Annotated in this window: 23 protein-coding genes; 22 read left to right on the forward strand and 1 reads right to left on the reverse strand. The window is 45.2% G+C overall.

The features are described 5' to 3' along the window. The first annotated feature begins 60 nt into the window (after nt 1-60). The 22 genes from ONB37_07465 (at nt 61) to ONB37_07570 (ending at nt 25,679) form a co-directional block, all read left to right on the forward strand. Nucleotides 61-408 carry a tetratricopeptide repeat protein gene (locus tag ONB37_07465; protein ID MDZ7399983.1) on the forward strand — a complete coding sequence of 116 codons (348 nt, stop codon included), beginning with the start codon at nt 61-63 and terminating at the stop codon, nt 406-408. A 57-nt stretch (nt 409-465) separates the two neighbouring features. After that, complete coding sequence (locus tag ONB37_07470; GenBank protein ID MDZ7399984.1) at nt 466-903, forward strand: CsgG/HfaB family protein; 438 nt, start codon at nt 466-468, stop codon at nt 901-903. A gap of 77 nt (nt 904-980) precedes the next feature. Further along, the gene (gene ftsY / locus ONB37_07475) at nt 981-1,907 is read left to right on the forward strand and encodes a signal recognition particle-docking protein FtsY (GenBank protein MDZ7399985.1); all 927 of its coding nucleotides are present in this window, start codon (nt 981-983) and stop codon (nt 1,905-1,907) included. Next, entirely contained in the window at nt 1,904-3,193 is a 1,290-nt protein-coding gene (gene rimO / locus ONB37_07480; GenBank protein ID MDZ7399986.1) for a 30S ribosomal protein S12 methylthiotransferase RimO, read from the forward strand. Before ftsY ends, rimO begins: the two co-directional genes overlap by 4 nt. A 45-nt stretch (nt 3,194-3,238) precedes the next feature. Beyond that, nucleotides 3,239-4,543: a GWxTD domain-containing protein gene (locus tag ONB37_07485; protein MDZ7399987.1), complete on the forward strand. Its 1,305-nt coding sequence runs from the start codon at nt 3,239-3,241 to the stop codon at nt 4,541-4,543. A gap of 289 nt (nt 4,544-4,832) precedes the next feature. Then, nucleotides 4,833-5,798: an LD-carboxypeptidase gene (locus ONB37_07490; GenBank protein MDZ7399988.1), complete on the forward strand. Its 966-nt coding sequence runs from the start codon at nt 4,833-4,835 to the stop codon at nt 5,796-5,798. Nucleotides 5,799-5,972: 174 nt separating this feature from the next. After that, entirely contained in the window at nt 5,973-6,602 is a 630-nt protein-coding gene (purN, locus tag ONB37_07495) for a phosphoribosylglycinamide formyltransferase (GenBank protein ID MDZ7399989.1), read from the forward strand. A 143-nt stretch (nt 6,603-6,745) separates the two neighbouring features. Beyond that, the gene (locus ONB37_07500; GenBank protein MDZ7399990.1) at nt 6,746-7,393 is read left to right on the forward strand and encodes a M15 family metallopeptidase; all 648 of its coding nucleotides are present in this window, start codon (nt 6,746-6,748) and stop codon (nt 7,391-7,393) included. Between the two features lie 33 nt (nt 7,394-7,426). Next, on the forward strand, nt 7,427-8,983 hold the full coding sequence (gene purH, locus ONB37_07505; protein ID MDZ7399991.1) for a bifunctional phosphoribosylaminoimidazolecarboxamide formyltransferase/IMP cyclohydrolase: 1,557 nt from the start codon (nt 7,427-7,429) through the stop codon (nt 8,981-8,983). A 197-nt stretch (nt 8,984-9,180) separates the two neighbouring features. Beyond that, entirely contained in the window at nt 9,181-10,224 is a 1,044-nt protein-coding gene (locus tag ONB37_07510; protein MDZ7399992.1) for a rod shape-determining protein, read from the forward strand. Between the two features lie 81 nt (nt 10,225-10,305). Beyond that, entirely contained in the window at nt 10,306-11,100 is a 795-nt protein-coding gene (mreC, locus tag ONB37_07515) for a rod shape-determining protein MreC (GenBank protein MDZ7399993.1), read from the forward strand. Between the two features lie 362 nt (nt 11,101-11,462). Then, nucleotides 11,463-11,954 carry a rod shape-determining protein MreD gene (mreD, locus tag ONB37_07520; protein ID MDZ7399994.1) on the forward strand — a complete coding sequence of 164 codons (492 nt, stop codon included), beginning with the start codon at nt 11,463-11,465 and terminating at the stop codon, nt 11,952-11,954. Nucleotides 11,955-11,969: 15 nt separating this feature from the next. Continuing rightward, a complete protein-coding gene (gene mrdA / locus ONB37_07525) occupies nt 11,970-13,757 on the forward strand; it encodes a penicillin-binding protein 2 (protein ID MDZ7399995.1) in 1,788 nt (595 codons plus the stop codon). Next, nucleotides 13,741-14,973 carry a rod shape-determining protein RodA gene (gene rodA, locus ONB37_07530; protein MDZ7399996.1) on the forward strand — a complete coding sequence of 411 codons (1,233 nt, stop codon included), beginning with the start codon at nt 13,741-13,743 and terminating at the stop codon, nt 14,971-14,973. The genes mrdA and rodA overlap by 17 nt, the downstream gene beginning before the upstream one ends. A 242-nt stretch (nt 14,974-15,215) precedes the next feature. Next, complete coding sequence (locus ONB37_07535; protein MDZ7399997.1) at nt 15,216-16,388, forward strand: porin family protein; 1,173 nt, start codon at nt 15,216-15,218, stop codon at nt 16,386-16,388. 27 nt (nt 16,389-16,415) lie between these two features. Then, nucleotides 16,416-17,219, forward strand: a complete 804-nt coding sequence (gene ybgF, locus ONB37_07540) for a tol-pal system protein YbgF (protein MDZ7399998.1) — start codon at nt 16,416-16,418, stop codon at nt 17,217-17,219. A 272-nt stretch (nt 17,220-17,491) separates the two neighbouring features. Then, a complete protein-coding gene (locus ONB37_07545) occupies nt 17,492-18,970 on the forward strand; it encodes a glycogen synthase (protein MDZ7399999.1) in 1,479 nt (492 codons plus the stop codon). Between the two features lie 321 nt (nt 18,971-19,291). Further along, nucleotides 19,292-20,014, forward strand: a complete 723-nt coding sequence (locus tag ONB37_07550; GenBank protein ID MDZ7400000.1) for an STAS domain-containing protein — start codon at nt 19,292-19,294, stop codon at nt 20,012-20,014. A gap of 137 nt (nt 20,015-20,151) precedes the next feature. Continuing rightward, a complete protein-coding gene (locus tag ONB37_07555) occupies nt 20,152-20,841 on the forward strand; it encodes a polysaccharide biosynthesis/export family protein (protein ID MDZ7400001.1) in 690 nt (229 codons plus the stop codon). Nucleotides 20,842-20,869: 28 nt separating this feature from the next. After that, entirely contained in the window at nt 20,870-23,194 is a 2,325-nt protein-coding gene (locus ONB37_07560; GenBank protein MDZ7400002.1) for a polysaccharide biosynthesis tyrosine autokinase, read from the forward strand. Nucleotides 23,195-23,210: 16 nt separating this feature from the next. Continuing rightward, nucleotides 23,211-24,188 (forward strand): GDP-mannose 4,6-dehydratase, encoded by a 978-nt coding sequence (locus ONB37_07565; GenBank protein MDZ7400003.1) that lies wholly within the window; start codon nt 23,211-23,213, stop codon nt 24,186-24,188. Nucleotides 24,189-24,221: 33 nt separating this feature from the next. Further along, nucleotides 24,222-25,679 carry a sugar transferase gene (locus ONB37_07570; GenBank protein ID MDZ7400004.1) on the forward strand — a complete coding sequence of 486 codons (1,458 nt, stop codon included), beginning with the start codon at nt 24,222-24,224 and terminating at the stop codon, nt 25,677-25,679. A gap of 17 nt (nt 25,680-25,696) precedes the next feature. Here ONB37_07570 and ONB37_07575 read toward each other — a convergent pair whose 3' ends face one another. After that, on the reverse strand, nt 25,697-25,888 hold the full coding sequence (locus ONB37_07575; protein MDZ7400005.1) for a hypothetical protein: 192 nt from the start codon (nt 25,886-25,888) through the stop codon (nt 25,697-25,699). Nucleotides 25,889-25,963: the final 75 nt, after the last annotated feature.

The raw sequence follows: 25,963 nt of genomic DNA on the forward strand, positions 1-25,963 counted from the left end.
TCACAGAACCAGCTCCAGATCCGACGTTCAAATGAATTGACTCGATCTGCGATTTAATTATTGCGCGAGCAGAAACCAGAGAAAGCCAAATTTGAATTGCAACGGGCAATTCGGTTAAATCCCAAAAATATTCTGGCGCATGAGCTACTCTCTATTATTTTTTACCGTCAGCAGCGCATCCGAGAAGCAGAAAAGCATGCGGCCATTGCTGTATCAATTAATCCAAAATCAAGTCGGGCCCTATTTGTGCTGGGAGCAATCAATGCAAAGCGGGGAAGGTCGGATCTTGCCCTCGAGCAATTGCAAACGGCCCTGGTCGCGTTGCCAGATGCCGAATATCGAGCTGAGGCAAGAGATCTATTGAATAAAATTCGATCACAATCAGATGATGTTCAGCCAGCTTCTTAGCGATCCAGATCTGAGGATCTTCCTATTACGCCGCTGGCTTTAGACTATAAACCACCGATAGCTGTCTTTCCGTTTGAAGATACAAACGCTCGAGCGGAAATGACGAAACTGGGCCAAAGCCTGACAGAGATGCTAATCACGGCTCTGATTCAGACCGGCAGATTCACGGTGATCGAACGTGTCCAATTGGATAAGATCATCTCAGAGCAAGCGCTCGGTCAAACTGGGCTGATCGATACCGAGACGGCGATAGAAATCGGAAAATTGTCTGGCTTGGCTGGGATCGTGGTCGGCAGTCTGACCCAGCTCAAATCGGCATTGGAGGCAGATGCGCGCTTGATCAATGGAGTTTCTGGCGAAGCGCTTGCCGCAGCCAATTCTCGAGTCTCCAATTTGGATGATACGCGGCAGTTAGCTGTCGATTTGGCCAATCAATTAGCGGCCAAAGCGGATTTGCTCGTCTCTCCGGCTGACTGCGCTCAAAGCCTCCGTTAGGTTTTGTAATTGACAAAAATCAAATTCAGCATGAAAACGCCCTCAGAATGAGTTCGGGTATTTTATGAGGTAGATGAATGTTTGGGAAGCTAACGCAGAAATTATTTAAGACGCGCGAAGGGATCATCGGCAAATTGGCTGCAAGCCTTAAGATCCATCAGGTGCTCGATGAAGATCTATTTGATGAACTGGAAGAAATTTTGATCGCTGGCGATGTTGGAGTAAATACCGCGCTGGAGCTCATAGAAAGCGTCCGGCAGCAAACGAAGGAATTGGGCATCAAAAAAAGCGAAAATATCATGCGGTTCTTAAAGAGCGCCATGTTGAAAGCTTTTGAAAGCGAGGGACAGATCACCCTCAGAATTGATGAGAGCTATTTTCAGCCGGCTCAGCGGCCGTTTGTGATTATGGTCGTTGGGGTGAATGGCACGGGTAAAACAACCACCATTGGGAAATTGGCATGGCAATTTAAGAATCATGGCAATAAGGTGCTGATCGCTGCTGCTGATACGTTTCGGGCTGCTGCGGCCGATCAATTGGATATCTGGGCCGATCGCGCTCATGTGGATATCATCAAAACCCAGCCAGGAGCTGATCCTGCTTCCATTGCTTATGATTCGCTCCAGGCGGCCATCAGCCGAAAGCTCGATGTGTTGATCATCGATACGGCTGGCCGGCTTCATACCAAGTCGAATTTGATGGAGGAGCTGAAGAAGATCCGGCGAGTGCTGGGCAAATTGCAGCCTTCCGCCCCAGAAGAAACATTGCTCGTGCTCGATGCGACAACAGGACAAAACGGATTAAACCAAGCACGACAATTCACAGAAGCAGTGGGCGTGACTGGGATTGTACTGACGAAACTGGATGGCACGGCAAAGGGGGGCATTGTTTTGGCCATTCGGAAAGAGTTGGGACTGCCTGTGAAGTTCATCGGAGTTGGAGAGAAAATCGATGATTTAGAGCCTTTCGATTATACTGCATTTGTTGAGGCGCTCTTTCAATGAAGCTCTGTATGATCACCCTGGGTTGCCCTAAAAATCTCGTCGATTCCGAATATTTGCTCGGTGCTTTGGGCAACAATCAAATCCAGTTGGTTCCGCAAGCTGATGAGGCGGATGTCGTAATCATTAACACTTGTGGTTTTATCCTGCCTGCCCGGGAGGAGGCGATCGAAACCATTTTAGAGGCTGTGCAGTTAAAGGCCATCGGCAAGGTGCAGCAGGTCTATGTCGCTGGATGTTTGCCGCAGCGCTATTTGACTGAATTGCAGCAATCGATCCCTGAAGTCGATGCGTTCTTTGATCAATATGATTTTCGCCGGATCGGTCAACAACTGGCGCAGCGATGGAAACTACCCGTATCTGGCCAAACCATCATGCGTGTATTGCAAACGCCGGACCACTATGCCTATTTGAAAATCGCAGAGGGCTGTGACAATCGCTGTCATTATTGTACCATTCCAGCTATAAAGGGAAGTTATCGCGAATGGCCTGTTGCAAATCTGATCGAAGAAGCCCAGCAATTGGCCGAGCGCGGCGTGAGAGAGCTCATTTTGGTGGCCCAGGATACTACTTATTATGGATGGAAACAAAATCAACCGAACCTGCTGGTCCAGCTTATTCATGCCATTAGCAAAATAGAATCGATCCAGTGGATTCGTTTGCTCTATGCTCATCCGGCGCGGATGAACGATTCGATTTTTCGATTGTATAATGAATGCGCGAAGCTATGTCGCTATATTGATCTTCCAATCCAACATATTTCAGATCCGATGTTGCGCGCCATGGGGCGTATGGGCACAGGGGATGAAATCCGCCGAGTGATTGATCGGCTCCGGCGTGAGGTGCCAGAGATCGCCATCCGAACCACGGTCATGGTTGGTTATCCAGGCGAGAGCAAAGCGGATTTCGAATTGCTCCGTCAATTTATTGAGGAGGCGCAATTTGAGCGGCTCGGGGTATTCCAATTTTATGCCGAAGAGGGAACGCCAGCTGCCAGGCTGCCAGATCAAATTGCCCCAGAGGTGAAACAGGAACGCTATGAGGAGATTATGGAGCTTCAGGCTGACATCTCTGAACAGCACAATCAGCAGTTAGTGGGTCGCACGCTCCCTGTCATAATCGATGAGCGCAATGAATCGAGCGATGAATACTTCGGCCGAACGCAATGGGATGCCCCGCAAATCGATAATACGGTTCATATCATCGGTGATTTAAAAATCGGTCAAATCTATTCCGTCGGTATTGAAAGAGCCACCGAATATGACCTCTGGGGAGAAGTTAGTTCTTAACTGTTTTATTTTCGCCCTGGTAAAACAAAGGCAGGGAGGTTACTCATGAGATATATGCTTATCACCGTGTTAGGTGCCATGCTCGCATGGGCCTATACAGTATTTCCAACGAGATTGAACGCCCAGGCTGAGATGGTGCCATACCATCTCTACGAGCTTCCGACCTTTCATTATGATCTGGTGAATGTTGCATCGCCGGACCCAAAATTGAGTCGGCTGCAACTCTTTTTAAAGATCGCTTTCGATGAATTGCAGTTTACCAGCACCGACACCAATTTTCATGCGAGTTATGAGATCGCAGCCGTTTTGTATGATAAAGCTGGAAATCAGATCGATGGCAAGACCCAGCAAGAGGAAGTGAACGCCGCGAGCTTCGATTTGACCAATTCCCGACGCGCATATAGTATTTCCTACTTAAAATTCGATGTCGAACCTGGGACCTATAAGATCATCATCAGCTTGACGGATCAAGAGACGAAGCAGAAGCGAACGGTGAAGGATGTGGTAAAATTGAGAGATTTCGCTGCTGATAAGTTGATGATCAGCGATGTCGCGTTGGTCCGAAACCTCCAATATGATTCCCTTGGGGTAAAGTCCTTTCAGCCCGATATTGCCGATTGCATCAAAGAATTGACCGAACCATTATTCGTCTATTTTGAAATATACAGTCGATCCGACGGTGACGAACAATTTGATGTGAGCTATTCGGTGAAGAACGCCAAGCGGAAGCAGGTACTGAAAAGCAACTATTTGCGTCGGAAAGATGACGTTCGCACCATGGAATCATTCATATTGCCCATTTCCGAATTGGCGCAGGGAAAATATGTTTTGCATGTCGCGGTGAAGGCCAACTCCGGCGAAGCCGAGACAGAAAAACCGATTTTCATCCGGTGGGCAAATATGCCATCCACCGTATCCGACATCGATCTTGCAATTCGACAATTGAGATATATTACGGACAAAAAAGAATTCACCAAGCTCAATAAGGCCGATGCCGATGAGAAATTGAGACGATTCGAACAATTCTGGCGAGAACATGATCCCACTCCAGGTACGGAGGCCAATGAGGCGATGGATGAGTTCTATCGGCGCGTCCAATATAGCAATGAAAATTTCACTGCGTTCCGAGAGGGCTGGAGGACCGATATGGGGATGATCTACATCATTTTTGGGCCGCCAAGCGATGTGGAACGCCATCCATTTGATCTGGAATATAAGCCGCATGAGATCTGGTATTATAACGATATCAACAAGCAATTTGTGTTCATGGATCAGACCGGCTTTGGGGAATATCGCCTCTTGACGATTGGTTGGGAAGCCTGGCGCAATTTGGTGAAAAACCCCTGGTGATCGGCTGACCCATTGCCATTTAAAACCCCGCTTAATTATAAAGCGACAGGTTTTGCTTGGCTGAATGGCTTCAGCGAGATTGAATGAATTTGATCTTCTGCTCTACCACCAGTCGATCAAAGTATGGTTTTGGGACAGATGGGTCGATGATGGTGATTTGATTGGCAGAATGGATTTCAAAATCGGGGCGAGGTAAATTTTGATGGCAATTGTCGTTCGGATGAAGCTCAAAAAAAGATGCGACTGAAAACCAAGCTACTGATGCAATTTAATTCAATCAGAGGGAAATTTGGAATCGCAGACACGCCTCAAACCATTTCAGCTTACAAAGAATAGCACAATCGGAGTCGTCTCCCCTGCCAGTTGTCCAGCCGATGAAGTGCAATACCGGCAAGGCATCGCTTATCTCGAAAGTCTCGGGTATCGGGTGGTGGAGGCAGCACATGTTTTGGATCGCCGCGGGTATTTGGCAGGAAATGATTTGGATCGTGCTAATGATTTGAATGCGATGTTTCGCGATCCGCATATCGATGCGATTGTCTGTTCGCGAGGCGGCTATGGGACCGCTCGGCTATTGCAATGTCTCGATTATGAGGCTTTGGGTCGGAACCCGAAAATTTTTGTCGGTTATAGCGATATCACTGCCTTGAATCTGGCGATTTGGCAACAAACGGGGTTGGTCAGCTTTTCGGGCGCCATGGTCGCCGTGGAAATGGGCAAAGGCATTGATCCATTTACCGAATTGCATTTCTGGCGCGCATTAACCAGCACCGACCCGATCGGATTGTTAACCAATCCAGAAAATAATCCAATCCAGGTTTATCATCCTGGCAAAGCCACTGGGATCCTATTGGGCGGATGTTTATCCTTGATCAATGTGTTATTGGGCACTCCCTATTGTCCCGATTTTCGCGGCGCAATTTTATTTATCGAAGACATTGATGAAGAACCGTACCGAGTCGATCGGTATTTGGCCCAGTTGAGATTGGCCGGAATTCTGGATCAAGTGGCTGGTGTTGTGGTCGGCCAATTTACCGAATGCGATCCGCGCGATCCAGAAAAACCAAGTCTGACCTTGAGCGAAATCTTCGATGATTATCTGGCTCCCCTGAACGTTCCGATCATTACCAATTTCGCGTATGGGCATGGTTCAGTCAAGCATATCATGCCAATTGGTGTCAAGGCGATTTTAGATACCGAACTGGGGGGCGTAATGATTCCTGAAAGCGCGGTCAAACCCAAAATGACCGGGTAGCTTGCTAATTAATGAATTCGCGAAGCAGATTTCATTCCTGCGAATGCAGCAATCTCTTCATAGGATTATCGGAAGCGAACATCTTGCACAGATCGAAAAGAGATGTATCCATGGCAAGCATGACATCTAAGCTTGTTTGAACTTAAAGCAAAAGGAATTTTTTTAGGAAAAAACATGTCTCGACTTCAGCTTGGCGTATTGGCCTCAGGCCGGGGTTCCAATTTTCAAGCGATCTTGGATCATATTAACCAAGGAAAATTAGATGCCTCGGTTCAAGTTGTGGTGAGCAACAGGTCATCAGCCGGTGTATTGGAAATTGCTCGAAATCATGGCATTGCCGCTATGTTCGTCTCAGCCAAGCAATATCCCGATCCAGAGCAGTATGACCAGCAGTTGTTGAATATCTTTGAACAACACCAAGTCAATTTTATCGTGTTGGCTGGCTATTTGAAACTGCTTAGCCCGCTGTTGGTCCAAAAATTTCGGAATCGCATCCTCAATATACATCCTGCACTGTTACCGGCTTTCGGCGGAAAAGGAATGTACGGGATTCATGTGCACGAAGCGGTGCTGAATTACGGATGCAAAATTTCCGGTGTCACGGTTCACTTGGTCGATGAAAATTATGATACAGGCCCGCCTGTATTGCAGCGCTGCGTTCCAGTTGAGGAGGATGACACTCCTGAGACTTTAGCGGCTCGGGTATTGAAGGTGGAGCATGAAATCTATTCAGAAGCACTTCAGCTTTTTGCCCAAGATCGCATCGAGATCGTTGGACGCCGCGTGAAAATTAAGCCAGCTTGAGCGTAATATGCTTCGATCCTCAGCTCTCAAATGACTATTTTGAGGGTCGTTGCAATTGGTTGATTGCAACTTTTTTGACGATCCATTGTCGAGCAGACGATAATTTTTATCTATTGAAATTGAAGTTGATGATGGGATAGAAAATGCAACGAGATCTGGCATGGCGCCAATTTCTTCTTATTCTATTGCTGATGCTGCTTCCGATCGGATTGTCAGCTCAGCGTCCAGATGATTTAGTGAATATCAAAGATTTGGATTCGACGATTATTGTCGATTTGAAGTATGCCACAGCAGATAATTTTTTGCATGATACGCTTTATGCAGCGAATATTTGTTTGCTCCGCCGGGCGGTAGCGGAGCGATTGGTCAAGGTTCATAGAACGTTGCAAGCAGAGGGATTGGGGTTAAAGATTTGGGATGGTTATCGACCGCTATCGGTTCAGAAAAAGATGTGGCAGAAGGTACCCGATCCCCGATATGTGGCAGATCCAGCCCGAGGCTCGAATCATAATCGGGGCGCAGCAGTGGATGTGACCCTGGTCGATCGCTACGGAAATGAGTTAGAAATGCCCACGAAATTTGACGATTTCAGCCCGGCTGCGGCCAGCGATTATCCATACGGTTCTGCAACGGCGCGAAAAAATCGCGAGCGACTGAAACAGGCGATGCGTTCCCAGGGCTTTCGGGCAACTTCATCCGAATGGTGGCATTTCAATGCCCATGATTGCAAAAAGTACTCGATCTTAGATGTACCTTTGGAGCAATTTGCCCGCTCCCATCGCCAAAATTGATAGCGTTTCTGATCAAATTAGGAAAAACAAAGCATGTCCAAAATCAAACAAGCTCTGATCAGTGTTCACGATAAAACTGGCATTGTTGAATTTGCTCGGTCGTTACAACAAATGGAGATCCGCATCATCTCGACTGGCGGGACGGCCCAGTTGCTGCAACAAAATAGGATCAGTTGTCAATCGGTTTCAGCTATTACTGGAATGCCAGAGATGCTCGATGGTCGTGTGAAAACGCTGCACCCGTTTATCCACGGCGCGATTCTGGCTCGCAGGGATAATCCTGACCATCTGCGGCAGCTTCATGAGCAGGGGATCTCGCCAATCGATATGGTCGTGGTAAATCTCTATCCGTTCGAACAGACCATTCGTCAGCCGAATGTTACCATAGATCTGGCGATTGAAAATATCGATATTGGTGGTCCTACTATGATCCGGGCGGCGGCTAAGAATTATGCAGATGTTGCGGTGGTTACCTCGCCGAATCAGTATGCGTCCATCATTAAAGAATTATTGGATCATCGCGGTGAATTGAGCCTGGCAACTCGACAGCGCCTGGCCGTACAGGCGTTTGCGCTGACGCATCAATACGACGGGGCGATCGCTCGTTATCTGCAGAATACAATTGGTTCTGAGCTATATCCCGCGCGACTAACCCTGAATTTGGCGAAGATCAGCGAGCTCCGCTACGGCGAAAACCCGCATCAAACGGCAGCTTTTTATCGTGATCTGAATGCAACCCATCCAGGGATCACGGATCTCCGGCAGCTTCATGGCAAGGAATTGAGTTTCAATAATATCATGGATCTTGATGCTGTGGTGAAGATCGTGCAGAGTTTCGACCAACCCTGCGCGGTCATTGTGAAACATCATAATCCCTGTGGGATTGGGATTGGAACCCAGATCTTCGAGGCGTTTGAAAAAGCATTGGCAACTGATCCGGTTTCAGCTTTCGGAGGAATTTTCGGCTTCAACCGAGCAGTCGATGCGACAACTGCTGCGAAATTGGCAGAAATGTTCATTGAGGTGGTAGTGGCGCCTGAGTATGATGCTGAGGCATTTCAAATATTAGCGAAAAAGAAAAACGTCCGGTTATTGAAGCTGAAAATTTCCTCAGAATTGACCACAGAAATGGATTTTAAGCGGGTCGCGGGCGGCGTATTGGTGCAAAGCCCAGATAACAAAACGATCGATGATCTTGAGCTTCATGTCGTTACCAAACGGGCTCCAACCGAGTTGGAATGGGCTGGTTTGAAATTCGCCTGGAAGGTTGTAAAATGGGTAAAGTCCAATGCGGTGGTTTTTTGTCTGCCGGATCGCACCATTGGCATCGGCGCGGGTCAGATGTCCCGGGTCGATTCATCGCTATTAGCGGTGGAAAAGGCGCGAAGGTCGGGGCTGTCATTGCAAGGAACGGTCGTTGCTTCCGACGCCTTTTTTCCATTTCGGGACGGCGTGGACGCTGCGGCTGAAGCTGGTGCGACCGCAATCATCCAACCTGGTGGTTCAGTCCGCGATGCAGAAGTCATCCAAGCAGCCGATGAACATCGCATGGCAATGGTCTTCACTGGTGTTCGACATTTCCGACATTGAGGATGACATCAAGCTCGTTTGGTCATGATGATTTCTTTATCTTGCTCCGCTAGATTAATTGAAAGTGGACCAAGAGTTCAATGCAATAGAATTTCAAAAAGGTTTTCCGAGTGCCTGAATTTTTTGATGAATAAGAACCATGAAGGGTTATAAGGATAATGGCAGATTTCGCCAAGAGAAACATCAAAGGAGCTGATATGCCGTTTTCATTTTTATCTTCGTATTTATCTAACGATATTGCCATCGATCTTGGAACGGCAAACACGTTGGTCTATGTGAAAGGTCGCGGGGTGATGGTCAACGAGCCATCGATCGTCGCCGTCAAAAAATCAAATCAGGATATCGTTGCCTATGGGAGCGCTGCAAAAGATATGGTTGGTCGTACCCCGGGAGAGATTGTGACCGTGCGACCATTGAAGGACGGGGTGATTGCGGATTTCGAGTTAGCGGAGCGGATGATTCGCTATTTTATCCGCCGAGTGAAAATCAATCGTTTTATTAGGCCTCGCATCGTCGTTGCGATTCCCTCTGGAATAACCGATGTGGAGAAACGGGCAGTTCGCGATTCTGCGGAACATGTCGGCGCACGAGAGGTTTATCTGATTGATGAGCCAATGGCAGCCGCCATTGGCGTTGGATTACCAATTCACGAGCCGGTGGGCAGCATGGTAATTGACATCGGGGGTGGCACGACCGAAATCGCTGTCATTGCCCTTTCTGGAATCGTCAATGACACTTCGATCCGCATCGCCGGGGATGAGATGACCGAGTCCATCGTGCAATATTTCAAGCGTAAATATAACTTGCTCATTGGAGAAAACACCGCAGAGATGATCAAATGCACCATCGGTTCGGCTGCGCCGTATCACGAGAAAGCCTCATTAACGGTCAAGGGTCGCGATCTTGTCGCTGGCATTCCAAAGACGGTGGAAATCACTTCAGAAGAGGTGCAGGAAGCATTATCCGAGCCGGTGGCAGCCATCGTCGAAGCAGTGAAACTTTGTCTAGAACAAACCCCACCTGAGTTATCTGCCGACATTTTGGATCGCGGCATCATCCTTACTGGGGGCGGCTCACTGCTCAAAGGATTGGATGAGCGACTCAGGCAGGAGACCAATTTGCCGATCATTGTAGCTGACGATCCGTTGACCTGTGTGGTCAGAGGAGCCGGAAAAATTCTTGATGATTTGGAACATTATCATAAAGTACTTACCAAGCCAAGAAAAGAGTATGTGGCTTAGTGCATGTCGTTGCGATCGACATGATTTGTTATGGCTGTTTGATCGATTTGGCGACATTTCATTTTTAATCAAACGGACAACATGGCACGTTATCGAGATTTTTCTGATTATCGGGATTATGCCTTGCATGCGATTCTGGTGCTGGTTGCGTTGATCTTGCTTGCGACCAACCAGAATCCCCAGATTGAATCGTTCAAACTCTGGATGGTTGGGCTCATCAGCGAGTTCCAGGAGCGTTGGGATTCCGTCAAGAGCTATTACGATTTAAAGCAGAAAAACGAGCAATTATTATTAGAAAACACCCGACTGTCGCTTGAAAATAGCCAGATGGCCGAGATAAAATTAGAAAATGAGCGACTAAGGGAATTAATTGCATTCAAAGTAAGGACTCCATGGCGCCTGATCCCAGCTCGGATTGTCGTCAAGGGCCAGAGAGGCCCGATTACTGCCATTGTCCTTAACGTTGGAACCCATCACGGTGTAACTAAAAATATGGCCTTGGTGACTGGAGAAGGACTGGTGGGGAGAATTTATCAAGCTGGGCCAGATCAGTCCATTGGACATATTTTATTAGATCGAAATTTTAGAGTGAGCGCTAAAATTCAACGGAGTCGCGTCGATGGAATTGTGAGTTGGGAAGGGGGCGAGCTTTGTCGCCTGAACGATGTACCCAAACGGGCGGACGTGCAGCTTGGCGATGCTGTCATTACTTCTGGTTACAGCGAAATTTTTCCGGCTGGCATACCCATCGGAACGATTGTCAATATTCACGATTCTCCTCGAGCGCTCTTCCTCCAGATCGAACTGAAGCCATCGGTAGATTTTCAAAAATTAGAGGAGGTTTTTGTTGTCGCCGACCTTGCAAAAGTTGAATGAGAACACTCCGCTATCGATCGACGCCATGTTAGCGTGTGGAGGAAACAGCACTCTTTCAACAGTCACATCAACATTCGAATTTCTGCCGAAAAAATAAGAATTGTCTGAGAGTGGCATTGTCTCGGACAAATTTAAAGTGTGTAAGTGTCTAACACATAAATTCGTCCCGAAGCAATGAAATATATTTTGGTCGTACTTTAAAAAGAGCATCAAGCAAAAATCCTGAAGTTTTGATAGGCAATAAAAAATCAACAGAATGCTCTCGCTCGACGAGCTGAATATAGCGCATAATGTGTTTTTGCGGGATATCGATTAAGTTTAAAAATGATCGCAGGTGAAGAAACAGAGGTCAAGCCTCATTCATGCAATTGATCAAATACATGATTGCTTTTGTGATTTTGTTGATCGTTGAGATCAACTTTATGCAACTGATCGCAATTAAGGATGTCACGCCAGATTTAATCTTGATCTTTGTGATCATTGTCAGTTTGAAAGAAAATCGAAATCGGGCAGGAGTAATAGGCTTTTTTGCCGGGCTTATTCAGGATGCGATGACAACACATTTTTTCGGCCTATCTGCTTTAGCAAAGACGATTGTCGGTTTCTGGGGATCATTTTTCCAGCGGCCGAATAAAAAATATAATTTAATTTCATATCTCCTTGCTGTAGTTTCCTTGGTGCTTATTCACGAGGTCATTTTTGGTTTTATCTACAAGTTGTCGCTTCATCTTGGATTTTTTAAAGCGCTGATCCGTTTTATAATTCCCAGAGCGCTTTACACCAGCTTTTTTGCTTTGATGGTTTATTTGCTATTCAGGGAGCGGCTCTGGAAAAGTGAGGAACGATTTGAATAATTGGTTGGATTTGCTATGCAACCGTTCATGACGCTTGCCAAAAAGCAGGTTGTTTATTCGGCGTTTGTGATAATATTGTTTATGATTTTAATTGCGCGATTTTTTTATTTGCAGATTTATAAACAGGAGCAATATTTCAAAGCTTCCGAGCGCAACAGGATCCGAGAGATTACAGTGGAACCCAATCGCGGATTGATGTTCGACCGCAATGGGGAAGTTTTAGTTGACAATTACCCGTCTTATTCCGCTTATGCTATTCCCTTTGAGGTGAGAAAGGCGGATAGCGTCCTAAATTTGGCCGGTAGAATTTTAGATATAAGCCCCGCCGAAATTCGCAGCATCATCGCACGTGAACGCAGCGGCCAGTTTACGCCCGTTAAGCTGAAACGACAAATCGATTTTAAGACCATTAGCCTGATCGAAGAGCTTCGATTGGATCTGCCTGGAATTCTTTATCAGAACGAACCAAGGCGCTACTATCCTTCTGGAATTCGAGCACCACATCTATTCGGCTATTTGGGGGAAGTAACCAAAAGCGAATTAAACCAACCTGAATATAAAAATTTTCGCCTCGGGGATATTGTTGGCAAAAAAGGATTGGAACGATACTATGATTCGGAACTCAGAGGCCTTCGCGGTTATCAATATGTAGAGGTAGATGCTTATGGAAGAGAAATTAAGGCCCTCAAGGACAAGCCCGAGATTTTACCAGTCCCAGGTCGAAATTTGCACCTGACCATTGATGCGCCGTTACAACGAATGTTAGAAGCTCGCATGGATTCATTACAAGGCGGCGCCGTGGTTGTGGATTGCCATACCGGGGGTGTTCTGGCATTGGTCAGCAAGCCAGATTTTGATCCAGAAATTTTCACCAAACCTGTCCCAGTCGAAGTCTGGCATTCATTAATTAATGATCCGAGAAAGCCGCTTTATGATCGCATGGTGCAAAGTCTTTACCCCCCTGGCTCCACCTATAAATTGGTCCTGGTCGCAGCGGCGCTTGAAACTGGCAGCATTACGCCAAGCTGGAAAGCATTTTGCCCCGGCTATACCTGGATGGGACGGCGACGATTTGATTGCTGGAACATTAATGGGCATGGAGAATCCGATCTTTTACAAGCGATCGAGCAATCCTGCAATGTCTATTTTTATAAATTGGGGTTAAAAGTGGGGCTGGATCATTGGGCTCACTTTTCGCGGATTTTCTTGTTCGATAAGCCAACCGGGATTGATTTGATCAATGAAAGAGCTGGCTTGGTTCCAGATCGAGCTTACTTGGATCGGCAGTTTGGTAAGGATCAATGGCCCAAAGGGTTGATCTTTAACCTCGCGATCGGCCAGGGAGACCTGTTGGTAAGCCCATTACAAATGGCACGGTTAGCTATGATTATCGCTAATGAGGGGGTTTATCGTCAGTTTCATATTTTGAATTATCTCGAAGATCCACTCACCAAAACGAAAAAACCAGCGCAGGTAGATTCCGTTCGGATCGTTGGAGTTTCCGCTGAGACGTTCAAAATTATCAAACAAGGCATGTATCGCGTATGTAATGGGGATCGAGGAACTGGTCGGGCGGCCAACTATCGCGATATAACGGTTGCTGGAAAAACGGGCACAGCCCAAAATCCCCACGGCGATGATCATGCATGGTTTATCGGTTTTGCCCCATTCGAGGCACCTCAAATTGCTTTTTGTATCTTCGTCGAAAATGGCGGCTCAGGCGGCAGGAATGCAGCACCTATCGCTCGTGAAATCATTAAGAACTATTTTTTCCGGGCTAAAACAAATGATGACAAAATTTGAGGACATTAAAGTATCAAATGCAGATTATGCGTTTTTTTTAGCAGTGTTGCTGCTTTGTATCATTGGTTTGATAGCCATATATAGTGCTTCCTACCAAGCGGAGTCCCCAGCACTTAAAGATAACTTCGCCAAGCAACTCGTTTGGTTAATGTTAGGCCTGATTCTCATGGGAATTATTATTATTCTCCCGGTTCGCTTTTTCTGGTCTTTAGCTTATGTCCTGTATTTTTTAACAATATTTCTACTCATCCTTACGCTGGTAATTAACCGCGGAAATCCAGTCGCACGATGGCTACCGATCGGATCGTTCCAATTTCAACCATCTGAGCTCGCCAAAATTAGCGTGGTTATTTTTCTCGCACGATACCTTGCTGAGGAAAAACGCGACCTCAACAAATTTAAGGACATCCTTATCGCCTTTGTCATCGTGTTAGTCCCCGCGCTGTTGATTGTCAATCAGCCAGACTTAGGAACTTCGCTCGTCTTTTTCGCGATTGTCCTGCCAATTTTATTTTGGGCTGGACTGCCCAGTTTCTACCTTTTTATTATACTCACCCCTTTCATCACGATGATTTCATCATTTAACTTTTATACATATTTTTTAGCAATGGCGCTCATCATTGTGGTTCTATTGCTATTTAAACGAAAGATTTTGCTTTCAAGTCTTGTGATTATAGCAAACATCGTAATGGGTATTATAACGCCAATGCTATGGAATCAAATGCGAGAATATCAGCGGCATCGAATCCTCACCTTTCTGGGATTAGAGATGGATCCAAAAGGATTGAGCTATCAGGTGATTCAATCTAAAGTAGCGATCGGATCTGGTGGATTTTGGGGAAAGGGGATTCTCAAAGGTACTCAAACCCAACTACGATTTTTGCCTGAGCAACACACAGATTTCGTATTCTCAGTAGTGGGTGAAGAGCTTGGATTCATCGGCAGTAGCATAGTACTAATATTGTTTTTATTTCTTCTCTTGCGGGCAATCTATATTGCTGCAAAGGTGCGAAATAAATTTTCAGGGCTCATGGTCATTGGCGCTACCGCTGTACTGGGATTTCACATTATCATCAATATTGGTATGACCGTGGGAATGATGCCAGTGACAGGCCTGCCTCTTCCTTTTTTAAGCTATGGGGGGTCTTTTTTATTGGTATCCATGAGTTTTGTCGGGATAATCATAAACGCTTCAATCCGAAGGTTCAGATATTAGATCGTGATAGTTGAAATTAGAGGTTCGATCGAAATCGATCGGCAAAAGGTTCTCCGTAGTGCTTTAATCCCATTATTTAGCCTAAGACGCATGGCAATAGTTACAAACAAGCCTTTGAGACGAGAAATTTAGTGATATAATTTCAAAAAATAAAAAAAATTGCTTGACTTTTTAAATAAAGTTTGATAAATTTTTATAAATAATTTCCACAAACACCTTCATTTAGAAAAAGGAGAATAATTTTGATCACGAAAACGTCCTTTCTTCGGCTTGTCGCCGTTTTGATCTTGCTATTCACATCAACAATTGCGCAAGGGGGGAGTGAACAAACAAATTTTGGGATCGGCTTAAAAGCTGGAGCAAATCGATTGGAAGGGGATTGGCGGAATCCCTCCCTCAAACCGATGATCTATGGTCAGTTGATTTATAATTTGTTCGATTATCTGGCTATTTGTGCAGAAGGCGGATATTCAAAGGTCGGTACCAAAGATAATACGGCGATTGAAACCATCCTCATCCCCTATGAAGGTCATTTGATGTTCTCCTTTTACCCGCTGGGCAGAGTTAATCCCTATGTGATTCTTGGCGGTGGAGGAGTTTTTTGGAATTACACCGAAAATGGACAAACGAAAGTCGACCCCAATACCGGGAAATATTTCAAAGGATATGATTCGTTCATCAAAAGTGGTGGTGGCCTAGAAATCGCCCTTAATCGAGCTCGGAGCTTTTATTTAAATCTCGGAGCTACCTATAGACTTTCATTCACCGATTGGTTAGATATCAACAAATCTGGGAATGAAAATGATGGCGTTATTGATGTCCATGGTGGCCTCACTTTTTATTTTCGAACCAATTCTCGGGGTGATCGGGATAATGATGGGGTTCCTGACGAATTAGATTTGAAGCCAGAGATAAAGGAAGATCCAGATGGATATATGGATCATGATGGCAAACCTGAGGGTATCCCTCCAATTAGCATTCCAAAGAGCTCTGGTAGTGATGAAGAGAGCGATCGTCAGCCTCCTGTGGTCATTCATTCGCCAGTCAAACGAGTAGAAAGTGGAAGAGACATTCGAATTCGAGCCGATATCTATGAAGATCGAAAGCTGAAAGTCGCATCGATTTTATATCGACCTGTGGGATCGGATCAATGGAAGGTGGGTCAGCTATTGAACGTAGGGGGAACTCTGTATGAGGGTGTCATACCTGGGAGAAGTGTCCAAAAACAGGGTGTAGAATATTGTGTCATTGCCGTGGATGAGGCAATTAGCGGGGTTGGTTATAGTGGATTACCGAAAATCCCAAATCGCGTTGAAGTTTTGGGACATCCGAAATTCTGGCGGATTGTTGCTGGATCGGCCGCGTTAATCGGTTGGGGGGCATCTGGCTATTACATTTTAAAAAAACAAAAGTAGCTTAAATTTTTCTTTGAGGGGAAAAATATGAGATCAAAACATCTGGCAAGCATCATATGCAGCCTGAGCTTGCTGGTCCTGATCTTTGCTGGGTGTGCAACCACCAAACAGGAGAGCACTGTTCAAGGCCAGCCCGCGGGGTCAGAATTGGATCAGATCTTAGGCGCTTCAGAGGAGGGGCAAAAACAAGAGGCAGCAGATGAAGCGGAAGTGCTTCGGCTGCTGGGTATTGCTAAGGAAAAAGCAGAACCAGAACCGGCTCCGCAACCGACAAGCACCGATGATCAATTGAAGAAGGATATTGCAGAACTCGAGCGCAGGTTAGCTGAAAAAGATGCTGAAATCGCCCGACTCAAATCCGATCTTGAAGCCGCCAAGGAAGAAAAGACAAGCAAAATCGAATCGAGCAGCGAGAGACAGCCTTCGGTAGCCACAAAAACGGAGATATCAACAACTTTTACTGGCGATCTGCGCCAAGATTATCAGAACGCATTGTCAGAATACTATAACCGCAATTATAAGTTGGCGATCCAGTTATTCGAAGAATTATTAGCTCGGTATCCGAATACCTCTTTGTCTGATAACTGTCGCTATTGGATCGGAGAGAGCTACTACGCTTTGGGTAACTTTAATCAAGCGATCATCGAGTTTACCAAGGTATTCTCGTTCGCCAATTCCAACAAGCTGGACGATGCTCAGCTCAAATTGGGCCTATGCTATCTAAGATTAGGCGATCGAGAACGCGCGCGACAAGAATTCGAACGGCTGATAAGTGACTACCCCAACAGCGAATATGTAACTAAAGCCCAACAATATCTATCCAAGCTATAGCCATCGGATCATTGGTTATCTTTCTCATTTAGGTCGAAAGGTATAAGGCCGAGATCCTTTCGACCTTTTATTTATAATGCCGTTCTTAATGGGAGGACATTTTGTCGATCCGCTTTGCACGATCGGGATAATATTTCATTTATTTATTCGGATGTGCCATTTATCCAGCGATGGATTTCATAATTCCGCATGATGAAAAATGTAATCTACTGGCATTAATGTGTGGATTTAAGCAAAAATTAAGTTATTCTCGACTCATCCTGTAGACAATTATGCAAGGAACATTTAAAATTCTTTACGCTGCTGCTGAGATTGCTCCGTTTGTGAAGACCACCGCTATGGCAGAAGCGGCGAATTCGCTTGCCCGAGCATTAAAGGATTTTGGACATGACATCAGGCTTTTTATTCCAAAATACAGCGTAATAAATGACCGAAAATACACGATCCGCGAGGTCATTCGTTTGAAAGCGATTAAGGTAGCGATGGGGGATAAAGTCAGCTATGTGGATGTAAAGTCGGCTTTTCTACCGAACTCAAAAGTTCAAGTATACTTTGTCGAGAATAAAGATTTTTTTGATCGCCCCGATCCATTCATTGATCCAGAGACAGGCCAACCCTATTCTGATAATGCCGAACGCTTCAGCTTTTTTTGCAATGCTATTTTCGTCATACTTACAAAATTGCACTGGCAGCCCGATATCATTCACTGCAATGATTGGCACACTGCATTGATACCTTATTTGCTGAAATATATTTATGAAAAGGATCCATTTTATTCCAAAATAAAGACGTTGCTAAGCATTCATGACCTTTCTGCTCAAGGGGTCTTTAATGCTGAAGTTCTGCCTTCCATTGGATTCCCGCAAGAAATATTTACTCCCAATAGCCCATTTGAACATAATGGAAAGGTTAATTTGCTAAAAGCTGGTTTGCTGAGCGCCGACTTTATTAATACCACCAGTAAAATCTATGCCAAACAGATCCAAACATCAATGGAAGCGAGTTTCGGTCTTCAGGATACGTTTCGTATTCGGGCTAAAAACATAGTTGGAATACCCAGCGGAGCGAATTACTCCGTCTGGAACCCCGAAACCGATCCGCTAATTCCATATCAATTTTCCAAGAAAGATTTTCGTGGCAAGCTGCAAAATAAGGAACATCTTTTGGCAGCATTGGGGATGCCATTTAAACAGGAATTGCCGCTTATTGGAATTCCATTGCAAAATCTATCTCAAGATGCCCAAACGACAATTGTAGCTGCTTTGAATGAGATTATTCAGCTCAATGTTCAACTGCTTCTCTATGGGGGAGGAAGTACCAGCCTTCAAAAATCATTGCAATCAGTGGTGAAGAAAAATCCGCAAAAAATCGCTTTCCAATTTCAATATGATGAAGCTTTTGAGCATCTGGTGGTGGCAGGATGTGATTTATTTTTTAATCCATGCAAGATTGAGCCGTGTGGATCGATTGATATTTATTGCCTGAAATATGGAACGATTCCGATTGTCCATGAATCTATTGGGGTGATGGATCTGATCAAAAGCTACGATGCAACGATGAACAAAGGTAATTGTTTTACTTATTCGGATTATTCGGTTCCATCGATGATGCAGGCTGTGATCGCAGCAATAAATTTATTTAAAGACGATGCGAATTGGCGAAAATTGATGGACCGAAACATGCGATTGAATTTTTCATGGGAATTAGCAGCAGAAAATTATCAGAAGCTATATGAAAAGATCATTAATTAAACTCCAATGCCGCTCAGATAGCAGAAATCATCGAAAAATTTTACATTGTTGAAATTGACTAACTACATAGAAAATCTTCTATTTATTTTGTTTCATATTGTGACATTGTTTCCATTCAAAACACGAAAAAACCTTTTTAATCCCCAAAGCAAATACAAAGCTTGCCTAATTAATTAGCAGATAGCGATCCCCTTCATGCCGGTTCACAATGGCATTGAATTTGCATCAAGGAAATCGAAGAAAGGGAAATTCATGGAAGATGCAAGGGGAGGATTGCTATCGATTGTAGATTGCAATATTCAAAAAGTGGATCAGCTATAAATGCAGGGAATAGAGCTCAATCTAAACAAGATTGGCACGAGGGGGGACATTGCGCTATTACGGATCAAAGGCTATATTGATACGACGACCTCGAGCGAGGTTTCAGGGAAATTAAGTGAAATCATTCGCAGCGGCTGCTTTCAATTAATCATTGATATGGGGGGCGTCAATTACGTGAGCAGTGCCGGATGGGGAGTGTTTGTGGGAGAAATTCGGAACATCCGGGAGCATGGGGGGGATCTAAAGATTGTTCAAATGATGCCCGATGTCTTTGAAGTGTTTGAGATGCTCGAATTCAACAGAATTCTTGATTATTACGAAACCATAGAAGAAGCAGTCAACGATTTTGACATCAGCATTGGTCTTGACATTACGCAGAATTGGCAATTGCGGCAACCTGAAGTCTCAGCAGATGCAGTTTCTGTATCTATCCCATCACCCAAATCGATGGTAAAGCCTGCCATCCAGAAAGGCGAGCAGAAAGTGCATCCGAGGGCCCTCTTTAGTAAGCCAAAAATCGATGAGGCTACATTGCCGTTAGTCGAGAAAATCAAAATACTGGTCATTGAGAATCCGAATGACGGTGCCTGGGAGATCAAAAAGAAATTGAATACCCAGCGATTTGGGAATGTTTCGGTTGGCTATTTCAAAATTCGTGATATTCTCAAAAAATATAACTTGGAAACCAAAGAAAAAAGGTATCGATTCTATCGCTCACGTTAAATAAATCTTGCTGAGTGGTGCTGGAAGACCGGGTTCAGATCGCCATTTGTTGTGAAGCCCCTGCATATGCAATCGCACTGGTTACAGGGGCTTTGTTTTGTCTTTCCCAAAACTTAAAATAATTGAGAGGTGGAGAAATGATGGCTAGGCTGCAAAATCGTTTGCTGAGGATTTGGGGGATTGGTTTGATTTGCGCTTTGTTTGGTTTGCTTTGGAGTACATCAATCAATGCGCTGCAGAAAAAAGGGACGATCAATGAATTCAACCCTGGCGATGCTGTCAGAATTTCTGTTATCGAGCTGGGGCGAGGGATGGATCGAAGTCCGCTCAATATTAGCGGCGATTATACGATCAATAGCGCAGGATATATAACCCTCCCGATCATTGGCAATGTGAAAGCGGTGGGAAATGATCGGAATAGTCTCGCTAAAAATCTGGTTGAACTCTACAGCCCATATTTGAAAGAGCCATACATCACGACGACCCCATTGATCCGGATCACGTTGATGGGGGCGTTCAACAAGCCTGGTTCATATCGCATCAGTCCAGAGAGCTCGCTGTGGCAGCTCATCGAATTAGCAGGTGGGCCAAAGGAGGATTGTGATCTGAATAGCATTCGGGTTGAGCGAGGCGGCAAGGTTCTGATGAAAAATATGCTTGAACAATTCGAGAGAGGGCATTCTTTGGAGGATATTGGTGTTCGATCAGGGGACCAGATAATTGCCAAGGGGAGATCGAGTTTCGGACTTCGAGAGATTATGAACTATAGCTATTTTATCATGACTGCTGTATCGATGTATTTTAGCATTAAAAGCTATAATCGGTAATCAACGCTTCATTGGAGGAGTGAGATTCATGCCTGGTATGGAGGAGATGTTTTTTGAGAGCGATTCCAATGAGGAATCGAGCTTTGATCTGAATCGATATATTCAGGCCATTTTAAAAAGAAAATGGTTGATTCTTGCTATCGTTTTGGGGGTATCGATCCCATGGTTATTATATTTGAAGAGCCTACCCCCGACTTATGAGGCATCATGTCAAATTCGGTTCCGTAATCTTGAGCGAGAAGGGGAAGCGGCGATCAGCGACGATCGGATTACCGAGCTAAAAAGCCGATCTTTTGCTGAGCGGGTTGTGGCGCAGTTGGGATTAACGCTATCGATGGAGAAGGGGAAGAACAATATCCACCGACGCAAATTATTTGAAGAGTTTACTTCGACCCAAAATCCAGAGGCTGGGGACTATGTGTTTCGCTGGCAAGATGATGGGACGTATAAAATCATGCGAAAAATTGAAGATCGAGAGATTTTGATCGATGAAGGCGCATTATTGCAGGCGCAAATGGCGTCTCGTTCCACTAACGCTGGCTTTACGTTTCGTTTAACCTCGGATTTTTCGAATTTGCCGCACGAGATCAACTTTAAAATCGTTCAGTTTCGCCGGGCAGTGGAATCATTTCAGAATCGAACCGAAATCACCGTGTTGGGTGGCAATATCCTAAAATTGACGATGACTGATCATGATCCAGTTCTGGCCGCTCAGATGGTCAATCGTTTGGCCGACATTTATGTTTTAGAGAGCAGATCTTTGAAAAAGAAAAGCGCTGATGCCAAGAAAAACATTATCAAAGAGCGGTTGGAACACGCCAGGGAGGAGCTCGAGCAGGCAAAAGAAGAATTACGGGCCTTCAAAAGCACTCATTTTGTCAGTCTTGACACCGAGACACGAGCGCAGATGGATGAAAAAAATCGGATCGAAACGGAGCTAAGCGCCTACCAGAACGCCCGCGATGCAATCAGAACATTGCTCGACAAAATTATCAGCATCGGAAATAGCATTGAAAGTCAGAAGGATTTGAAATACGTTTACATTCAATTGGCCAATCTTCCGACCTTCGAGACCAACCCAAGAATGGGATTTTTAAAAGAAGAACTCGCAGATCTTGAACGACAGTATGAAGAGGGAGTGCGGACCTATACGGAGCGACATGAATCGGTGATCGCCATTAGCCAAAAGATAGCGCAGAGTCGGAATAAGGTTAAGCAGGAAGCGGAGAGCCACATGGACAATCTGAACTCAAAAATCGCACAACTTTCCTCTCGGTTGGCGTCGTTAGAGTTTAAACTGAAACAACAACTCCCTGCTGACCAGTTGCGACTGCAAGAGTTGGAGGATCAATATAAGGCTAAGACAGAGCTGTATAACCAGTTATATTCACAATTCCAATTGGCAGAGCTCCAGCAGGTAGCCGAAACCGAAAATGTTGACATTTTAGATCCAGCGCTTATCCCAGATTATCCAGTTAATCGCGATAAAAAGAAAAAGGCGGCGATGGGTATTTTGTTCAGTTTGGCTTTGGGGGTCGGTATTGCTTTGGCGATCGATTTTTTTGATAAAAGCATCAAGACCGTGGATGACGTGAAGAAGTTTCTTAAGCTGGAGGTGCTTGGCGCAATTCCAAGCATTGATTTTAAAGATCTGAATGACTATCAGGATTCGGAAAAAATCAAGCAAATTGACCAGCAGTTAGTCACTTATGATTATTCACCGACGCCGATCGGTGAGGCTTATCGGTCGTTGCGCACGAATTTGGTGTTTTCGAAACAAACGGGGCGAATCCATTCATTTGTGATCACGAGTACAGCTCCTGGCGATGGTAAGTCGTTTACTGCAGCGAATGTCGCCATTTCTATGGCTCAACATAAGAGCAATACTTTGATTATCGATGCGGACCTGCGACGTGGGGTGCTCCACAACACTTTTGGTGTACCGAAGGAACCTGGATTGACCAACTATTTGACTGGCATGGTGAGCTTTCAGCACATCATCAACGAAACCCTGACACCCAACCTGTCGATGATCAGTTGCGGTTCACTGCTGCCCAATCCTTCGGAGCTGTTGGGCTCTCCGCAAATGAAGCGCTTTTTGGATGAGGCACGCCGCAAATTCGATATTATCATTTTTGATAGCCCGCCGCTGAATGCTGCAACCGATGCCATTGTCATCGGTACCCAGGTGGATGCGGTGGTGTTAGTGATTCGAGCTGGGGTTACAGATCGAAATCTGGCTAAACAGAAGTTGGAAATGTTTAAAAACGTGCCGGTGCGATTGCTGGGCGTTGTTCTTAATGGCACTCACGCCGAATTCGGCCATGATGGATATAGCTATTATCACTATTAAATGAGTAGGGTTGATTATGTACTATTTTGTGACTGGGGGAGCTGGTTTTATCGGGTCGCATTTGATTGAACGCCTTTTAGCGGAGAATCATCATGTTTGGTGTCTCGATAATTTCAACGACTATTACCCACCCGAGATGAAACAGAAAAATCTTGAAGTTGCCCAGTCGCATGCCAATTTTAAATTGATTCAAGGAGACATCCTTGATGAGCGGCTGTTAACAGACATTTTTCAAAGTCAACAGTTTGATGGTATTATTCATTTGGCAGCTCGCGCTGGCGTTCGGCCTTCGGTGCAACAACCAAAACTTTATGAAGAAGTAAATGTGAGGGGAACGCTTAACCTGCTGGAGATCGCTCGGGTTTTCCAGGTCCAGAAGTTTATCATGGCTTCGTCTTCGTCGGTTTACGGCAACAATCGCAAAGTGCCTTTTTCTGAGGACGACCCAGTAGACCAGCCGATTTCCCCCTATGCGGCGACTAAAAAAGCCGCTGAGTTGATCGGCTATACCTATTGGAATTTGTTCAACATCTCTGTCACGTGTCTCAGGTTCTTTACAGTTTATGGGCCGAGACAGCGACCTGATATGGCAATTCATAAATTCACCCGATTAATCGCCAACGATGAAGAGATTCCCATTTATGGAGATGGCTCAGCTCAGCGCGATTTCACCTTTATTTCGGACATTATTGAGGGGGTCGTGCGTTCGATCGAACGATGCCAAGGTTATCACATCTACAATCTCGGTGATTCCCGTGTGGTATCATTGATGCAGTTGCTGAACCTGATTGAGCAGAACCTGGGCAAAAGGGCAAAGATTAAATATCTCCCGGCCCAGCCAGGGGACGTCCGCATCACCTATGCGGATATTCAGAAAGCCACTGATGATCTCGGCTATCGTCCGCTTGTCCCCATTGAACAGGGCATTGCGGCATTTGTTGAATGGTTTCTCCAATATGACAATCATTTCGGATCCGCTCGTTCGTCGAAGTAATTTGGTTAAATCCGCAAATTGTCGGGGCGTGGGATGGTTAAAGAGAAAGAGGCATTCATTGTCAACATCATGAAATTTACTGACGCAACGGTTGTCATAATATCGTTTGTGTTAGCCTATTTCATCGATGATTTTTTCAGAAGCATCTATGATTTCCATGAGATGGCTTATGCCATCGCTCCTACTCTGGAAGGATTGATCTATTTCTCGAAGATGAATTGGCCTTTGACGGTTTCGATCGTTCCTGTGTGGCTGTTAATCCTTTCTGCGCTAGATGCATATAAAGATTTTCGCACTCGGGTGTTCAAAAAAGAACTCCTGATTATCCTCAAAGCGGCGCTGTTTTCGGTGATCGTATTTGGGAGCATCTTCTTCATTTTGCAGATGCAATTCACCAGCCGACTCTATGTCGCCATCTTCACGCTGACCACGAGCATTTGCCTGATCGTCGAAAAGCGATTGTTCTCACAATTGTTGAATCTAATGCACAAAAGCGGTTACAACCAGGTTAACTTGTTGATCGTGGGCACCGGCCGTCGCGCTCAGGAGTTCATTCGCGCGGTAAAAAGCCATGCCAACTGGGGACTGCGGATTGTTGGGCTGATCGATGATGAGCATGGCCTATATGGCAAAGAGATTGAAGGCTACCGCGTTCTGGGTCGAATTCAAGATATCCCCTTTATATTGCATCGAAAAGTGATCGATCGGGTGATTTTTGTTGTGCCGAGGCTCTGGCTTCATCGGTTGGACGATGTGATCCTTGCTTGTGAGCGGGAAGGGATTTCAACCTCGATTTCGCTGGATCTATATGATCTGCGGATCGCCAAGATGCGGCAGACCAATTTCAATAATTTCCCGTTGCTTGAATTTGAAACTTTCACCGCTAAAGAATGGCAGCTTTTTATCAAGCGGCTAATGGATATTGTGCTCTCACTGTTCTTTTTGATTATTACCTCACCGATCTATTTGATAACGGCTATTGCTATTAAATTAACTTCAAAGGGACCAGTCTTCTTTCAACAAATCCGCTGTGGACTCAATGGTCGCAAGTTTACGCTTTACAAATTTCGCTCGATGATCGTTGGGGCTGAGATGAAAAAGAAGATGCTCGAAAAAATGAATGAAATGGATGGCCCAGTATTTAAAATCCGGCACGATCCGAGGATCACCAAAGTTGGTCGCATTATTCGAAAATTTAGTATCGATGAGCTGCCGCAATTTATTAATGTCTTAAAGGGAGATATGAGCATTGTTGGTCCGCGACCTCCGTTGCCCGTGGAAGTGGAAATGTATGAGTTATGGCAACGCCGAAGGCTCAGTTTAAAGCCAGGGATCACCTGCATCTGGCAAGTCAGCGGCCGAAACAACGTGAATTTCGAACGTTGGATGGAAATGGACCTGGAGTATATCGATAACTGGTCATTATGGTTAGATATTAAAATCTTGATCAAAACCGTTTGGGTGGTGCTCACTGGGTATGGGGCTAGTTGACCGAATGCCGATTCAGGTTAAGGTTGATGAGCTTGCCAGATAAATGAGTTTTGGACGACATATTCGATGTATTGAGTGGGACAAAAAAGCTCTTTATCAGAGAAAGTCGATTTGGGAGATATGACGTGGTGGGGCAGATAGGCATTTTTGCTAAATACATCCAGCGCCGTTTGGACAAAGGCAATGGAATTTACAACTTCATGCTTCATCCTTCAAAATTCACCCAGCGATCCTCCTGAACAATATGAGATTAAAAGATTGAACAAAAAAGATTAGGATTGCAA

The sequence above is a fragment of the candidate division KSB1 bacterium genome (assembly GCA_034506395.1).
In the GTDB taxonomy this organism is placed as follows: Bacteria; Zhuqueibacterota; Zhuqueibacteria; order Thermofontimicrobiales; family Thermofontimicrobiaceae; genus Thermofontimicrobium.